Source organism: Kitasatospora sp. NPDC101108 (genome assembly GCF_055584725.1).
In genome coordinates, this window is record NZ_JBVJLM010000007.1 from 82052 (window position 1) to 95506 (window position 13455).

Sequence of the window (13455 nt, forward strand, 5' to 3'; positions counted from 1 at the left end):
ACCCCGCGGCGCTGTTAAAGCGGGGGGGGCCGGGGCCCCGGGCGGGCCCCCCCGGGGGTTTACCCCCCCCCCCCCGGCCCCCGCCCGGGCCCGGGCCGCCCCACGGCGACAGGCTCCCGGCGGGGTGGCCGGATGCCCGCACGGGCGGCCCATTGATCGACGGGGCGACGATGTCGATTGCGCCGACGGCGTCGAGGGCGCCCCGTTGCCCCAGGGGCCGGTACGGCGGCCCTCCGGTTCCGGTCTCCCGCCCCGCTCACCCCTGCGTTCAGCCGGGTACGTCCATGCGCTGTGTGCCGATCACCGACAACAGCCGTAGTGCCTCTTCCGCGGGGGAGCCGGGCTCGGCCGTGTAGATCACGACGCGCTGGTCCCGGTCGGTCAGGTCCAGGATGTCGCAGTTGACGGTGATGGGACCGATCACACGGTGGTGGAAGGTCTTGACCAGCATGGGCTCGGCCGACACCTCGTGCGCGGCCCACAGCCGGGCGAATTCCGCACTGCCGGCCAGCAGGTCCCGCACCAGTGCGGCCGTCGCACCGTCTTCGGGGTAGCGGGCGGAGGCGGCCCGCAGGTGCTGGACCGCGGCGCGCCCGAACGGCTCACGGTCGATGAGGCCGTACCACTGCCGCTCCTGCGGCGGTGGCGGGGCGTCACCGTCCGACCGCTCCACGAGGAAGGCGCGGCGGATGAGGTTGCGCTCGCGCCGGGGCAGGACGGAGAAGTCCTCCAGGAGGGCGGCCGCCAGGTGGTTGTGGGCGAGCACCTCGTAGGTCGCGGAGAGCACGAGCGCCGCCGCGTGCGGCAGCCGGTGCAACAGGTCCTGGATACTCGGCCGTACCTCGCGCGAGGGGCCCGGTGGCGGAGCGGGTGGGGCGCCGGCCAGGTGGTGGAGGTGGTTGCGCTCGGCGTCCGACAGACGCAGGGCGCGGGCCAGCCCGGACAGGACCTCGTGCGAGGGGCGCGGGGCGCGGGCCTGTTCCAGCCGCGCGTAGTACTCGGTCGAGATGAACGCCAGCTGTGCCACTTCCTCGCGGCGCAGCCCCGGGGTGCGGCGGCGCGGCCCGGCGGGAAGCCCCACGGCGGCAGGGGTGATCCGTTCGCGCCTGCTACGCAGGAACCCGGCCAGTTCTTGTCTGTCCATTCCTCCAGTGTGCGTTCGGCCGTCGTGCTGATCCAGGTACCGCCAGTGCCTGGATCAGCACGATGGCCGGACGCAGGCTGACTGCCATGAACGACTCACCCACCACCGACGTCCCCACGTCTGCCGCTGCGGGCCTGCTGGCCGGCAAGGTCGTCTTCGTCAGCGGTGCCGGTCGCGGCATCGGCGCCGCGGCGGCGCGGCTGTTCGCCCGCGAAGGCGCGAAGGTGCTGCTCGCGGCCCGCACGGAGACCCAGCTGAAGACGGTGACCCAGGAGATCCGGGCGGCGGGCGGCACCGCGGAGTACGTGGTGTGCGACCTGGCCGATCCGGCGAGCGTTCGCGCCGGCGTGAAACGCGCCCTGGAGGTGTACGGCCGACTCGACGCCGCTTTCAACAACGCGGGAGCAGGCCACCAGCCCGGCCCCTTGGACCGGACACCGGAGGCGGACTTCGATCATGTCTACCGGGTGAACCTCAAGGGCGTCTGGCTGGCCATGGCCGCCCAGGTCACCGCGATCCGGACCACCGCCGGCACGGGCGCCATCGTCAACACCTCCTCGGTCGGCAGCCTCGCGGGTAACCCCGCCCTGCCCGCCTACGGTGCGATGAAGCGGGCCGTCAACAGCCTCACCGAGTCCGCCGCCGTCACCTACGGACCCGAGGGCATCCGCGTCAACGCCATCGCCCCTGGCACCACCCTCACCGAGATGATCCAGGACTGGGAAGCACAGACCCCGGGCGTGATCGACCAGCTCACCGCGCACACCCCGCTGCGTCGCGCGGCCGAGCCCGGTGAGATCGCCGAGGCCGCCGCCTGGCTGCTGAGCGGCCGCGCCTCCTACGTCACCGGGGTGGTCCTCTCCGTCGACGGCGGCATGCAAGCCGCCTGAGCCGGCCCCGACCACCCCCCCGGACGGACGCCGGCCGACCCAGCACGCCTCCGGCCCAGGCGTCCACCGGGGCTCCATTTGTACGCACCTAAAACTCATACGCACCTAAAACTCGTACGCGCCTAAAACGTGCATATGCCTAGCTAGGCGAAGGGCCCTCATGAAGCGCACCATTGTGATGACCGGCGCGAGCCGCGGGATCGGCCGCGTCGCCGCGGAGCAGATCCTGCGCCGGTCATCGGACCTCCACCTCCTCGTCGTCGCCCGCGCGTCCTCCGGCGCACGGCTCGCCGCGGAACTCGCCACGGGCGGGCACACCGTCTCGCACGTCCCGGCGGACCTCGGCTCGCTGGACAGCGTGCGCCAGGCCGCCACCGAGATCCGCGACCGGCTCGACCGCGGTGTCCTGCCGCCACTGGGCGGCTTCGTGGGCAACGCCGGTATCCAGTACACCAACGCGCTCACCGAGGGGCCCGACGGGCTGGAAGCCACCTTCACGGTCAACGTGCTCGCCAACCACGTGTTCGTGCGCCTGCTCCAGGACCGCTTCGCCGCCCCCGCGCGGATCGTCATCACTGTCAGCGACACCCACTTCGGCGACTTCAAGCACAACATGGGCATGGTGCCCGGCCCGGCCTGGAAGTCCCCGGAGGTCCTCGCCCGCACGGGCGCCTTCCCCAAGCCGGGCACCACCGCCGCCGGGCGCACCGCGTACTCGACGAGCAAGCTGGCCGCCATCTACCTGGTCCACGAGTACGCGCGCCGCCTGCCGACCGGGATCGACGTCGTCGCCTACAACCCGGGCTTCGTCCCCGGCACCGGCCTCGCCCGAAACGCCGACCCCGTTTCCCGGTTCGCGATGCGGCGCATCATGCCGATGGTGGCCCTCACCCCCTTCGCCACCAGCCGCAACGCCGCAGGCCGCTACCTCGCCGACGTCGTCCTCGGCACGACCCAGGCACCGAGCGGCTCCTACGTCGACCGCAGCCATGTGGACCGTTCATCGGACGAGTCCTACGACCCGCAGCGCGAAAACGAACTCTGGGAGGCCGCCGAACGGCTCACCGCACGTGCACTCCACTCGTAGCCGCCCGTCATGGCTGCGAGGTGAAGCCTGAGGCAGCCGGAACCGAGGGTTGCCGTGAAGTCCTCGGTCCGGTCGAAGGCCCTGCGACCCTGCCGGGCTATTCGGCGGCGGCGAGGAGCCGAAGGCGGGCCAGAGTCTCGCGGACGACGTCCCGCAGGTCGCGGTCCTCAGTGGCGTCGACCCATTGGCTGAAGGCGACGCGGAACACGGCGCTGCCGGTCTCGGCGGCCAGGCCGGCTTCGATGGTGCCGACACCTCGCTGCCGCAGGGCGTCGGTCAGCGCGGCTGTCAGGGCCGCCTGCTTGATCAGCTCGCGTTCGCGGAGATCGGTGTTGGCCGCGATGACTGCCTGGCGTGCCCGTGCGCGATCACGGTCGTCGCCCGCGAGCCGGGCGACCGCGTCGAGCACGGCAGCCACGACGTCCAGCGCCGATGCCGTGGGCGGCGTCGTTTCCACGACGTCCTGTACCTGCTTCGCCAGGTCGGCCGAACCGTCGAAAAGCACCTCGCGTTTGTCGGCGAAGTACCGGAAGAAGGTGCGGGCGGTGACGCCGGCGCGCTGGGCGATGTCGACCACCATCGCCTGCTCGAAGCCGCGTTCCATGAACAGTTCCAGCGCGGCCTCACGAAGTCGCTCTCTGGCCCCAGGTTCCCACCGTCCCATGCCCCGAGTGTAGGTGAGGTCATCTGGTGACATGCCTCCGCCCGCCTGATGTCACTAGGTGACATCAGGGGTGCTAGGGTGATGTCACGAGATGACATCACTTGGGGAGGCAGTTGTGAAACGGATCCAGTACCACCAGTACGGCGGTCCCGACGTCATGCGGCTGGAGGAGTTCGAGCCCGCCCGGCCCGGCAGCGGTCAAGTCCTGGTCCGCGTGCGGGCCGCGGCAGCCAATCCGATGGACTGGGGGCTCCGCAACGGCGCCTTGAAGATGGCGACCGGGCGGACCTTCCCCCGCGGGCTGGGCCATGACTTCGCGGGCGTCGTCGAGGCGGTGGGACCGGGCGTCACCCGGCTCCGTGTCGGTGACGAAGTGCTCGGCGGAGCGTCGATCAAGGCGTCGGGGGCCTTCGGCGAGATGGTCGTCGCCGATGAGAAGGCGGTCGTCAAGAAGCCTGCGCGTCTCTCCTTCGAGGAGGCCGCCGCCCTTCCGACCGTCGGGCTCACCGCTTTCCAGGCCCTGACAAAGAAAGGCAAGCTACAGCCCGGGCAAACCGTGTTCATCAACGGCTGCCTCGGCGGAGTCGGCCGAGCCGCAGCTCAGATCGCCTTGGCACGCGGAGCCTCGGTGGGAGGCAGCTGCCGCGCCACCGCCGCGCAGGACGCCCGCAACCTCGGCATCGACCCGCTCGTCGAGTTCGGCTTCGACCCGGGGGCGCTCAGCGGCCGGTTCGACATCGTCCTCGACACCGCCCACACGCTGTCCGACAAAGGGGCGAAGCAGCTGCTCAAGCCGGGCGGGCGCATCGTCGGCCTCCGCCCCACGCCCGCAACGTTCGTGAAGGCCGCTCTGCCGGGCCCCTTCCGCGTCCTGGTCGCCCAGGCCGCGCCGGAGGATCTCGAGGAGGTCGCGCGCGCCGCCGGACAGGGCACCCTGCGGGTGCCGATCGCTCGCACGGTGCCGCTCACGCAGGCCATCGAGGCGCTCACCGAACTCGAGCGCGACGGCACACCCAAGGGCGGCAAGCTCATCATCACGACCGCCTGACGCTCACCGCCGGCCGACCTGGCGAACGATGTCCCGGCGCTCTCCGCTGCATTCGAGATGCACGACGCGGCCACCCGGGCGCGTCACACGCCGGCGGCCGGCCACCGGCTGAACGCACGGACGGCCCGACCGCCCGAACCGGGCCCCGGGTCATGCCAGGCCGGCCGCGATGGCGCGGCGGACGGCGTCGGCGCGGTCCAGGATGCCGGCTTTGGCGAACAGGTTGTTGATGTGGGTCTTGACCGTGGCCTCGCTGATGAAGAGTTTCTCGGCGATGGCCCGGTTGGGAAGGCCCTGGCCGATCAGGGTGAGCACCTCGCGTTCGCGGCGGGTGAGGTCCGCAGGGAGCGGCTGCGCGCCGGCCGTCGGGCGCGCGCGGACGGTGGCCAGGAGGCGGTTCTGCACCTCGTGGTCGAGTACGGACTGTCCCGCGGCGGCGGCCCGGATCGCGCGGAGGATGTCCTGGCGCCCCGCGTTCTTCGTCAGATAGCCGCGGGCGCCGGCGCTCAGGGCGGCCAGGATCGAGTCGTCGTCAGCGAATGTGGTCAGCACGACCACGGCCGTCCCCGGGTGTTCCTCGCTCAGCCGGCGGGTGGCCTCGGTACCGTCCATCACCGGCATGCGCAGGTCCATCAGGACGACGTCGACCGGTGCGGCGGCCACGGCGGCGAGCACCTCGGCACCGTCCGCGGCGGCGGCCACGACGTCGATGTCCTCGGCCATGTCGAGTACCGCGGCCAGGGGCTCGCGAACGGCGGCCTGGTCGTCGGCGACGATCACCTTCAGCGGGCGCTCGGTCGGCGGGTCCTGCGGGTTGCTTTGCTCCCGGGCCGGTTCGTTCGTCGTCATCCTCATCCTCGGATCACTGCCTCCACCTGCCAGCCGCCCCGGTCCGGTCCCTCGGTGAGCGGACCCGCGGTGAGGGTGCCGCCCAGCAGGGCGACGCGTTCGCGCATTCCTATCAGTCCCATGCCGCTGCCGACACCCGCGGTCGCCTCACCGGGCGCGGGCCCGTTGCGGACGGCAAGGCTGGTCGAGGCGGCGTCGAACGTCAGCTCCACCGCGATCTCGGCCCCGGGAGCGTGCCGGGCCGCGTTGGTCAGCGCCTCCTGCGCGATGCGCAGCACATTCTGGGTGACCTGTGCCGGCAGCTCTCGGGCGGCCCCGGTGACGGTGAGCACCTCGCGGTGGCCGGACGACTCGATCATGGCGGTCAGGCTTTCGAGCAGCGGAAGGGAGTCCTCGCGCAGCGCGTGCACGGTCCACTGGGCCTGCTTCAGGCTCTCCCTGACAAGGCTCTGCGCCTTGTTGTGCGTCGCGCGGACCTTTTCCAGGTCTCCGGTGTCCATCAGGGCGTCCGCCAGCTCCAAATGCATGTTGATCCCGGCCAGCGAGTGCGCCAGCACATCGTGGACGTCGCGGGCGATGCGGCCGCGTTCGGTGAGCACGGCCGTGCGCGCCTCGGCCCGTGCGGCCCGCTCGGCGGACTCGGCGGCCTGGAGCCTCGCCTCCACAGCCTGTTGCCTGTTGCGGCCCAGGATTCCGGCCACTACCGGGGTGCCGGTGCTGAGGCCGAAGGTCCAGGTGAGCACCTGGTGATCGGGGCCGACATAGAAGTAGAAGACAGCGCCGCACAGGAGGCTGGACAGGGCCGCGACCGCCAGGGCCGATCTGAGGGGGAGGCGGTAGCCGGCGTGGCCGACGAGGAAGTAGGCGAAGAGGTAGCCGGAGCCGCTGTCGCTCGCCTCGAGCAGGACGGCCGCCGCTACGACGCCGGCGGTCAGCCAGACCAGCGCGGCCCGGCGTGGGACGTCGGGCGGCAGGTGTCTGGCCAGCAGGGCGAGGGAGTTGACCACCAGCAGGGCGACCACAGCCAGGCCGCGGCCGCTGACGCCCACCGGCCGGACGGTGCTGACCGCGATGGCGATGATCAGCAGGGTGACGGCCCACTGGAGAGGGGCGTCGTGCCGGAGCACGCCCCGGGGGCCGGGTTCCCGCAAGGGGGCGCGCCCGGGGCCGGGGGGATTGTCGGAGACGGACACGGCGCGACGATAGCCCGTGTTCAGACGGTCCGGTCCGCGGCGACCGCCGCGCGCCGTGCGTCCACGGCCGGCTGCCGCTGTTCCCGGGTGGCCATGCGGCCGCGGAGGAATATGGTGCCCAGCCGTGTCACCACCTCGGTGAGTGCCATCAGCACGAACGCGGCCACCCACGCGTCCTGCGTGGTGATCTGGTGGGCCAGGCTGAAGCGGGCCACGTCGTCGACGCCGCCGTGGTCGACCCACAGCTGGAAGCCCATCCGCGCCCCCATGCCCAGCACCCACAGGGTCGCGGAGACCACACCCGCCTTGATGAAGAGATGCGTGCCGGCCCTGCGTATGCGGGTGTAGACGCCACCCGCGACGCCGAGAGCCGCGCCGACGGCGACGAGCACGCCGATCAGCACCAGGTCGTTGCCGGCCGTGGGCACGGTGTTCAGGTAGCTGTGCGCAACGAAGGCCACGATCCCCAGGGGGATCACGTACGACTTCGCGTCGAGGCGGCCCTCCCGCAACTGCCGGAAGACGACAAGGAGGAGAGCGATATCGGTGATCCAGTCAGTCGTTGTCATGCCTCAAGCCTGCTGACACGGGCCCGTACGCGCCTGGACCCAAGGGTGGAACTACGGGTGGAACTACGGGTGGAGTCCGGTCAGCCGGTGATCTCCCGGACTCACGAGAGCAGCAGTCGTTCCAGCAGGACGATGAGCGGCGGGAGCAGCCTGCTCATGGTGCCGGGAAAGTCCTACCGGCCCGCGGTCGGAGTCTCGGCGAATCGTTTCTTGTACGCCTTGACGAAGTGGCTGCTGTCGGTGAAGTGCCAGCGAGCGGCGATCTCGGACACCGTCAGGCGGGTCGAGATCAACTCCGCCCTGGCGCGTTCGAGGCGGCGTTCGCGCACGTACCCCATGACCGGCGACGTGCCCTCTTGCCCGAATGCGCGGTAGAGGGTGCGGACGGACACGTTCAGGGCCGCCGCGATCCCCCGGGGGTTGAGGTCGGGGTCGGCGAGCAGCCGGGTCTCGATGTGATCCATCGCCGCCCTGAGGAGCGCGGGTGCGAACTCCGCGTCGTCGATGACCTGGTCGTACATCAGTCCTCGGAACAGCTCCAGGGTCGCGTTGCGGGCGGCTCCCGCGGCGGCGGCACCGAGTCCGTCCGCCAGTTCCGCCCACAGACGTAGCTGGGCGAGCAGAAGAGCCGCGGCCGGGGAAGCCTGTTCTGCGGTGACCGCCCGCCTGTTCACCGGGAAGCGGATCTCGCTCGCGGGAAGGACCAGCGTGACCGCCCGGGTGCCCGGGGCGACCTCGAAGTCCCACGGCTCCTCGTTCCTTCGTATGCACAGCATTCCGGCCGCCGCGGTGGCTCGCCGGCCCCCCGTGGCGAAGCGCCACTCGCCGCTGAGCGTCACGCTCGTCACGATCCGGTCCTCCAGGTGCCCGCCCGGGCCCCCGGTGTTCCCCGCGACCGCGTCGCTGTACTGGTCCTCGAGGAAGAAGTCGAGCAGGTTCTGTTTCCAGATGCGAGCGCGGTACGTCCCCGTGTTGTGCCGCGGCAGCCGGATGGGCGGGGCCGGCACCTGCTCGCCGCCCTGGCGCCGCCACTCCCTGAGCAGCACCTGGTTCCGGTTCTCGTTCGCATACGGAACGGTGATGTCAAGCACGGGTGTGGAGGGGTCCCCGACCCGCCACGGGGACGCGCTGGCTTCGGTGCTCATCCAGATCAAGGTACTCCGCCCGGGGCACCACCCCCGGGCCAGGCCCGTGCGGCCAGGGGAGGCACGGAAGTACAACGCACGGGGCCAGCCGGTACAAGTCGCCGGCCGCCGGGCCCTGTGAGCATGAGTGGGCGACTCCCGCCTTCCCCGGGGAAGGCGGGTTGCGCCGGACCTTCGGGTCCTGGTTCCGACTGCCTGGGCGCCGATCCGTCCGTCCAGGTCCGTTCCACTCACCGACTGGAGTTTTCGGTGTCCGAATCCGTGGTGACTCTCTTCGAGAGTCTTGTCGGCGCTGAGCCGCCGCACGACGCACCCGTCCTGTTCGACACTGCGTGCGTGATGGGCGGGAGCATCGCGGGGCTCCTCGCGGCACGGGTGCTTTCCGACCGCGCGCGCGAGGTCGTCATCGTCGAACCCGACGACACGTCGGCGCAGGCCCAGTCGCGCTCCGGGGTGCCCCAGGACCAGCAGGTGCACACCCTGCTGCCGGCCGGCCGGCTGTGGATCGAGCGGTGGCTTCCCGGCGTCTCCCAGGAGGCGCAGGAGCGGGGCGCGTCGCTCGTGGGACCCGACAAGCAGTTCGTCGGCTACGACGACGTCCGGCAGGTGCCGGACGGTGTGGACCACCGTTTCCTCGCAGTCGGGCGTCCTCTCCTGGAGACTCTCGTCCGGGACCGGGTCACCGCGCTGCCCAACGTGTCGGTCCTGCGGGCGCGGGCGACGGGGTTGCGCTACGGCGACGGCGTCGTCACCGGCGTGCGCTTCGCCAAGGGCGAGACAGGCGACCAGGGAGAGCAGGCGGAGGGGATCCTCGCGGCGGACTTCGTCGTGGACGCGATGGGGCGCTCCAGCAGGCTGTCGAACTGGCTCAAGCAGGACGGTTACGACCAGCCCCGGCTCGAACGGCTGGAAGCCCCGGTCAACTACGCGACCGCCCTGTTCGAGCGCCCGGCGAAGTTCCCGGAGCTGGAAGTGGCGACCGTGCTGCAACTGTTCACCCCGCAGTACCCGTCGGGCGGAGTGTCCGTCGCGGCGGCGACCGCGATCGAAGGGCAGCAGTGGCTCGTCATGCTGATGGGCTACGGCGACAACCGGCCCGGCAGGACGATCGACGAGTTCCGCGCGCACTGCGCCGAACTGCCCCCGATCTTCAGCGACATCACCAGCGGAGACGTCACCCGAGATGTGGTGACGTACCACCAGGCGGAGAGCAGACGGCGCCTCTTCACCGAGGCCGGCCGCCTGCCGGCGCGCCTGGTCAGCATGGGCGACGCCGTGGCGTCCTTCAACCCGGTCTACGGCCAGGGCATGAGTTCCGCTGCTCTGCACGCCTCCTGCCTGGCCTCCTACCTCGACAGCGGCCCTGACCTCGACGAGGCGGCCACGGAGTTCTTCCGTCTGCAGCAGGTGGTCGTCGACGCGGCCTGGGCCGTGTCTGCGGGAGGTGACGCCGCCCGCATCGACGCCGAGAACGGTACCGAGGTGCCAGAGGAAGTGCGGCAGCAGCGCCGGGCCATGGAACAGATCGTCGGTGCCGCCCTCGTCGACGCGGATGTGTCAGGAGCATTCAACAATGTGTCCTACATGCTGCGTCACCCCATCACGCTGTTCGACCCGGCAATCCTGGAAAAGGCGGCAGCCGCCACCCGAGGAGCTGCGGCCCGGACGACCGTCACGGCGATCGACCGGTACATCGGTCTGTCGGACCGGGCGGTGCACGACGACTCGGCGATCGAGGAAATGCTGACGTTGTTCGCCCCCGACGCGACCGTGCGGTTCGGCCCGGAACCGGTCCGCGGCCGTGACGCCGTCGCCGCCTTCTACCGTGCCCACTTCGCCGCCTTCGCCGACTCCCGGCACTACTGGAACACCACGGTGCTCGACGACGGGACGCTGCGGGCCGAGTGGGCAGCCGCAGCCCGGACCAAGGACGGCAGACTCATGACCGTGGCCGGCGTGGAGCACGCGCGGGTCGACGACAACGGCCTCATCACCGACCTGCGCAACGAGTTCACCCGACTTCCCGGCTGAGATCCTGGGCACGCGTGGGGGCCGGAGCCGGCGACCAGGCCAACCGGCACCCGCGGAGTCGGCACGGCATCGCGAGAGGGCCCGCCGCTGCCCCATCCCGGCTCGTCGGGTCCAGGCGGGTCGGTGTGCCGCGCCGTGCCGGGGTGGGTCCGCCGCCGACGACGCCCACCCCGGCACGGCCTCGCCCCTCCGTGTCCGGTTGGAACCCGGCCGTGCGGTGCACGCCCGCGGCGCGGAGGCAAACGACCGCGCAGGGCCGTAACACCCACATTCCTTCCTTCTTTTCGGAGACCTGAATGCCATACGTGACAACCGGAGACGGCGTTCGTATCAACGTCGTCGAGAAAGGCCGACCGGACGGACGCCCCATCATCTTCGTCCACGGGCTCGGCAGTTCGTGCCAGGCGTGGGAAGGGGTGATGGCCGCCCCCGGACTCGCCGACCGTTACCGCTTGATAGCGTTCGATCTACGCGGCCATGGCCGCTCCGACACCGCTCTCGAACCTGAACTGCTCACGGCGGACACGCCGGCTGCCGGTGCGGAACTCTGGTCGCGCGACCTGGACGCGGTGATGGCCGGGACCGTCTCGCCGATCCTGGTCGGCTGGTCCTTCGGTGCCGGCGTCATCCAGTCCTGGCTCCAGACCCATGGCGGGCTCGGGCACACGGAAGCTGCCGTCCTCGCCTGCGCGCCCAACGTCATAGGTCCGGTACCGCTTGATGATCCGGCCGCAGGGCTCATCACACTCGAAGCGGTCCAAGCCCTTTCCGGAGCCGCACACGACGGCACGACCTTCGCCCGCCGCATCCTGGCAAACCACGCCGATGACACCTCCGCCGACACGGAGGCGATTGAGTGTGTCGCCGCCATCGCCGAGGCCACGCCGGCCGAATCGGTGGCCGCGGTACTGCGGTACGTCATCGACTTCCGGCCCTTCCTGTCCACGCTCAGCGCAACGGCACGCACGCGTATCACTTCCGTCATCGCTGACGGCGACCAGATCTTCAGCGAAACCGCCAGCCAAGCGGTCTGGGAACAGGTGGGGGTCCGTACCGTTCACGTTCCCGGCTCCGGCCACGCACTGCCCATCCGCGAGCCTGACCGCTTCGCGCAACTCCTGCTCGACATCCTCGAAACAGGCCACTGACGGCTCCAGCTGTGCTGTCCGGCCCAGCAGAAGGAGGAAGCGGTCCGGCGCGTGGAACTGTCCTCGTCCGAAACGGGCGAGGACGCCTGGGTCCAGGCGGTCGGGGTCCCCGTCGGCCCGTTGACGAAGGGCTGGTGGTGTCACCGCTCTTGTTGACGGAACCTTGGCGAACGTGCCGGAAGTTCAAGGGCGGTTGGGGTAGGAGCGTCAACGCCTCGTCGGCTGCGCGTCAGGGGTTCGTCAGGGAGGGTGAACGAGCTTGCCCCGGGCGTCCGGGCAGGTTTTGATGGGACGCATGCACCGCTCGACACGCCATCACGACCGCCCGCCGCATAGTCGGCCGCGGATCGTCGCTGTCGCGGTCGCCACCGCCGTCCGGTAGGACCGAGCTCCTTCCCGCCGGTCGTCGGCCGAACGCACGGGCCCGGTTCCGTTCACCGTCGTCCGTGTCGATTGTCCCTGCCCGTCCCCTGCCGTACTCGGCTCCGAGCGTGGGGGATGGGCGGTTCATCGCTTCACACCCTTGCCGCACCGGCGGCCCCGGAACGCCTGGCCTCGCGCCGTGTCGTCGCCGCACCCCGCGGGTGCCCTTCCACCCTGGATGAGTCATGCCCGAATCCGTCCTGTCCGCCCGTACCGCCCTCGTCACCGGCGCCTCCTCCGGCATCGGCTGGGAGACCGCCCGGTTGCTCGCCGGGCTGGGCGCCACCGTGCTCGTCCATGCGCGCACCACCGCCGAGGCGCAGGCCGCCGTCGAGCGCCTGGTTGACGCGGGTGCCCGTCGGGACCAACTCGTGGAGCTGGCGGCCGACTTCACCAAGCTGTCCGAGGTCGCGGTGCTGGCCGGCACGGTGGTCAAGCACTACCCGGCGCTGGACCTGCTGGTGAACAACGCCGCCGTGATGGCGCCCGAGCGCTGCACCCTCACCGACGACGGCAACGAAGTCTCCCTGCAGGTCAACTTCCTGGCCGCGCACCTGCTGGCGAAGCTGCTGCGCGCCCCGCTCTCGGCGGCGGGAGAAGCCCGGATCGTCAACGTCTCCTCCTCGCTGCACCGCACCGCCTCGATGAACTGGTCGGACCCTCACCGGGTGAAGAAGTACTCGCGGGTCGCCGCGTACGCGCAGTCGCAGCTCGCGCTCACCATGGCGACCGCCGAGATGGCCCCGGCCGGCTCCGGCATCACCGCCGTCAGCCTCAACCCGGGCCTGTGTGACACCGCGCTGTTGCCCCTGTACGGGCGGGTCGGCGCCCCGGCGGCGGAGGGCGCGGCGGCCGTCGTCCGGCTCTGCCTGCCCGGGACGGTCGTCGCCAACGGCGCTTACTTCGACGGCGGCGTCATCGCCCCGACCGCGCCGGCCGCCCAGGAGGAGCGATCGCTGAAGCGCCTGGCCAAGCTCGCCGATCAGCTGGTCGGCCAGGCCGTCTGAACCCCACCGATCCGACGATCACGAGAAAGAGCACGATGTCCAAGCGCGCCCGCAAGAAGAAGGCCCGGCGGAAGAAGAAGGCGAACCACGGCCGCAAGGCCGGGCAGAGCTGACCCCGTAGACCCACCCGGTGCCGCGTGCCACCGGCACCGGGTGAACTCGGAACATTTCGGGCCCTGTCTGGACCACCACCGGGCCGACTGCGCTCGCAGTCGGTCCGCAGGTGTCGTTGGTCGCGCAGTGCGCGGGTCGTGCGG

13 protein-coding genes are annotated in these 13455 nt (G+C 71.1%); 7 read left to right on the forward strand and 6 right to left on the reverse strand.

Annotated elements, in window-relative coordinates; genetic code table 11:
- Positions 1-268: 268 nt before the first annotated feature.
- Entirely contained in the window at positions 269-1144 is an 876-nt protein-coding gene (locus ACZ6Z8_RS17630) for a helix-turn-helix transcriptional regulator (protein ID WP_465610688.1), read from the reverse strand.
- Positions 1145-1230: 86 nt separating this feature from the next.
- Between ACZ6Z8_RS17630 and ACZ6Z8_RS17635 the strand changes: the two genes are divergently transcribed.
- Together ACZ6Z8_RS17635 and ACZ6Z8_RS17640 are read left to right on the forward strand one after the other, a co-directional pair.
- Positions 1231-2034 (forward strand): SDR family NAD(P)-dependent oxidoreductase, encoded by an 804-nt coding sequence (locus ACZ6Z8_RS17635; protein ID WP_465610690.1) that lies wholly within the window; start codon positions 1231-1233, stop codon positions 2032-2034.
- Between the two features lie 160 nt (positions 2035-2194).
- Entirely contained in the window at positions 2195-3121 is a 927-nt protein-coding gene (locus ACZ6Z8_RS17640) for an SDR family NAD(P)-dependent oxidoreductase (protein WP_465610692.1), read from the forward strand.
- A gap of 97 nt (positions 3122-3218) precedes the next feature.
- Here ACZ6Z8_RS17640 and ACZ6Z8_RS17645 read toward each other — a convergent pair whose 3' ends face one another.
- Positions 3219-3818: a TetR family transcriptional regulator gene (locus ACZ6Z8_RS17645; RefSeq protein ID WP_465610694.1), complete on the reverse strand. Its 600-nt coding sequence runs from the start codon at positions 3816-3818 to the stop codon at positions 3219-3221.
- Between the two features lie 82 nt (positions 3819-3900).
- On the opposite strand from ACZ6Z8_RS17645, the gene ACZ6Z8_RS17650 reads away from it, so the two are divergent.
- Positions 3901-4833, forward strand: a complete 933-nt coding sequence (locus ACZ6Z8_RS17650) for an NADP-dependent oxidoreductase (RefSeq protein ID WP_465610696.1) — start codon at positions 3901-3903, stop codon at positions 4831-4833.
- Between the two features lie 150 nt (positions 4834-4983).
- Here ACZ6Z8_RS17650 and ACZ6Z8_RS17655 read toward each other — a convergent pair whose 3' ends face one another.
- From ACZ6Z8_RS17655 to ACZ6Z8_RS17670, 4 genes are all read right to left on the reverse strand, one after another.
- Positions 4984-5682 (reverse strand): response regulator, encoded by a 699-nt coding sequence (locus ACZ6Z8_RS17655; protein WP_465610698.1) that lies wholly within the window; start codon positions 5680-5682, stop codon positions 4984-4986.
- Positions 5683-5684: 2 nt separating this feature from the next.
- The gene (locus ACZ6Z8_RS17660; protein WP_465611125.1) at positions 5685-6833 is read right to left on the reverse strand and encodes a sensor histidine kinase; all 1149 of its coding nucleotides are present in this window, start codon (positions 6831-6833) and stop codon (positions 5685-5687) included.
- 62 nt (positions 6834-6895) lie between these two features.
- Entirely contained in the window at positions 6896-7444 is a 549-nt protein-coding gene (locus ACZ6Z8_RS17665) for a hypothetical protein (RefSeq protein WP_465610700.1), read from the reverse strand.
- 173 nt (positions 7445-7617) lie between these two features.
- Positions 7618-8589 (reverse strand): helix-turn-helix domain-containing protein, encoded by a 972-nt coding sequence (locus ACZ6Z8_RS17670; protein ID WP_465610702.1) that lies wholly within the window; start codon positions 8587-8589, stop codon positions 7618-7620.
- Positions 8590-8838: 249 nt separating this feature from the next.
- On the opposite strand from ACZ6Z8_RS17670, the gene ACZ6Z8_RS17675 reads away from it, so the two are divergent.
- The 4 genes from ACZ6Z8_RS17675 to ACZ6Z8_RS17690 all read left to right on the forward strand — a co-directional run bounded on the left by ACZ6Z8_RS17675 (position 8839) and on the right by ACZ6Z8_RS17690 (position 13311).
- On the forward strand, positions 8839-10620 hold the full coding sequence (locus ACZ6Z8_RS17675) for a nuclear transport factor 2 family protein (protein ID WP_465610704.1): 1782 nt from the start codon (positions 8839-8841) through the stop codon (positions 10618-10620).
- Positions 10621-10925: 305 nt separating this feature from the next.
- Positions 10926-11768 carry an alpha/beta fold hydrolase gene (locus ACZ6Z8_RS17680; RefSeq protein WP_465610706.1) on the forward strand — a complete coding sequence of 281 codons (843 nt, stop codon included), beginning with the start codon at positions 10926-10928 and terminating at the stop codon, positions 11766-11768.
- A gap of 608 nt (positions 11769-12376) precedes the next feature.
- Positions 12377-13198: an SDR family NAD(P)-dependent oxidoreductase gene (locus ACZ6Z8_RS17685; protein WP_465610708.1), complete on the forward strand. Its 822-nt coding sequence runs from the start codon at positions 12377-12379 to the stop codon at positions 13196-13198.
- A 35-nt stretch (positions 13199-13233) separates the two neighbouring features.
- Positions 13234-13311 (forward strand): 50S ribosomal protein bL37, encoded by a 78-nt coding sequence (locus ACZ6Z8_RS17690; RefSeq protein ID WP_391732224.1) that lies wholly within the window; start codon positions 13234-13236, stop codon positions 13309-13311.
- The last annotated feature ends 144 nt before the right edge of the window (positions 13312-13455 follow it).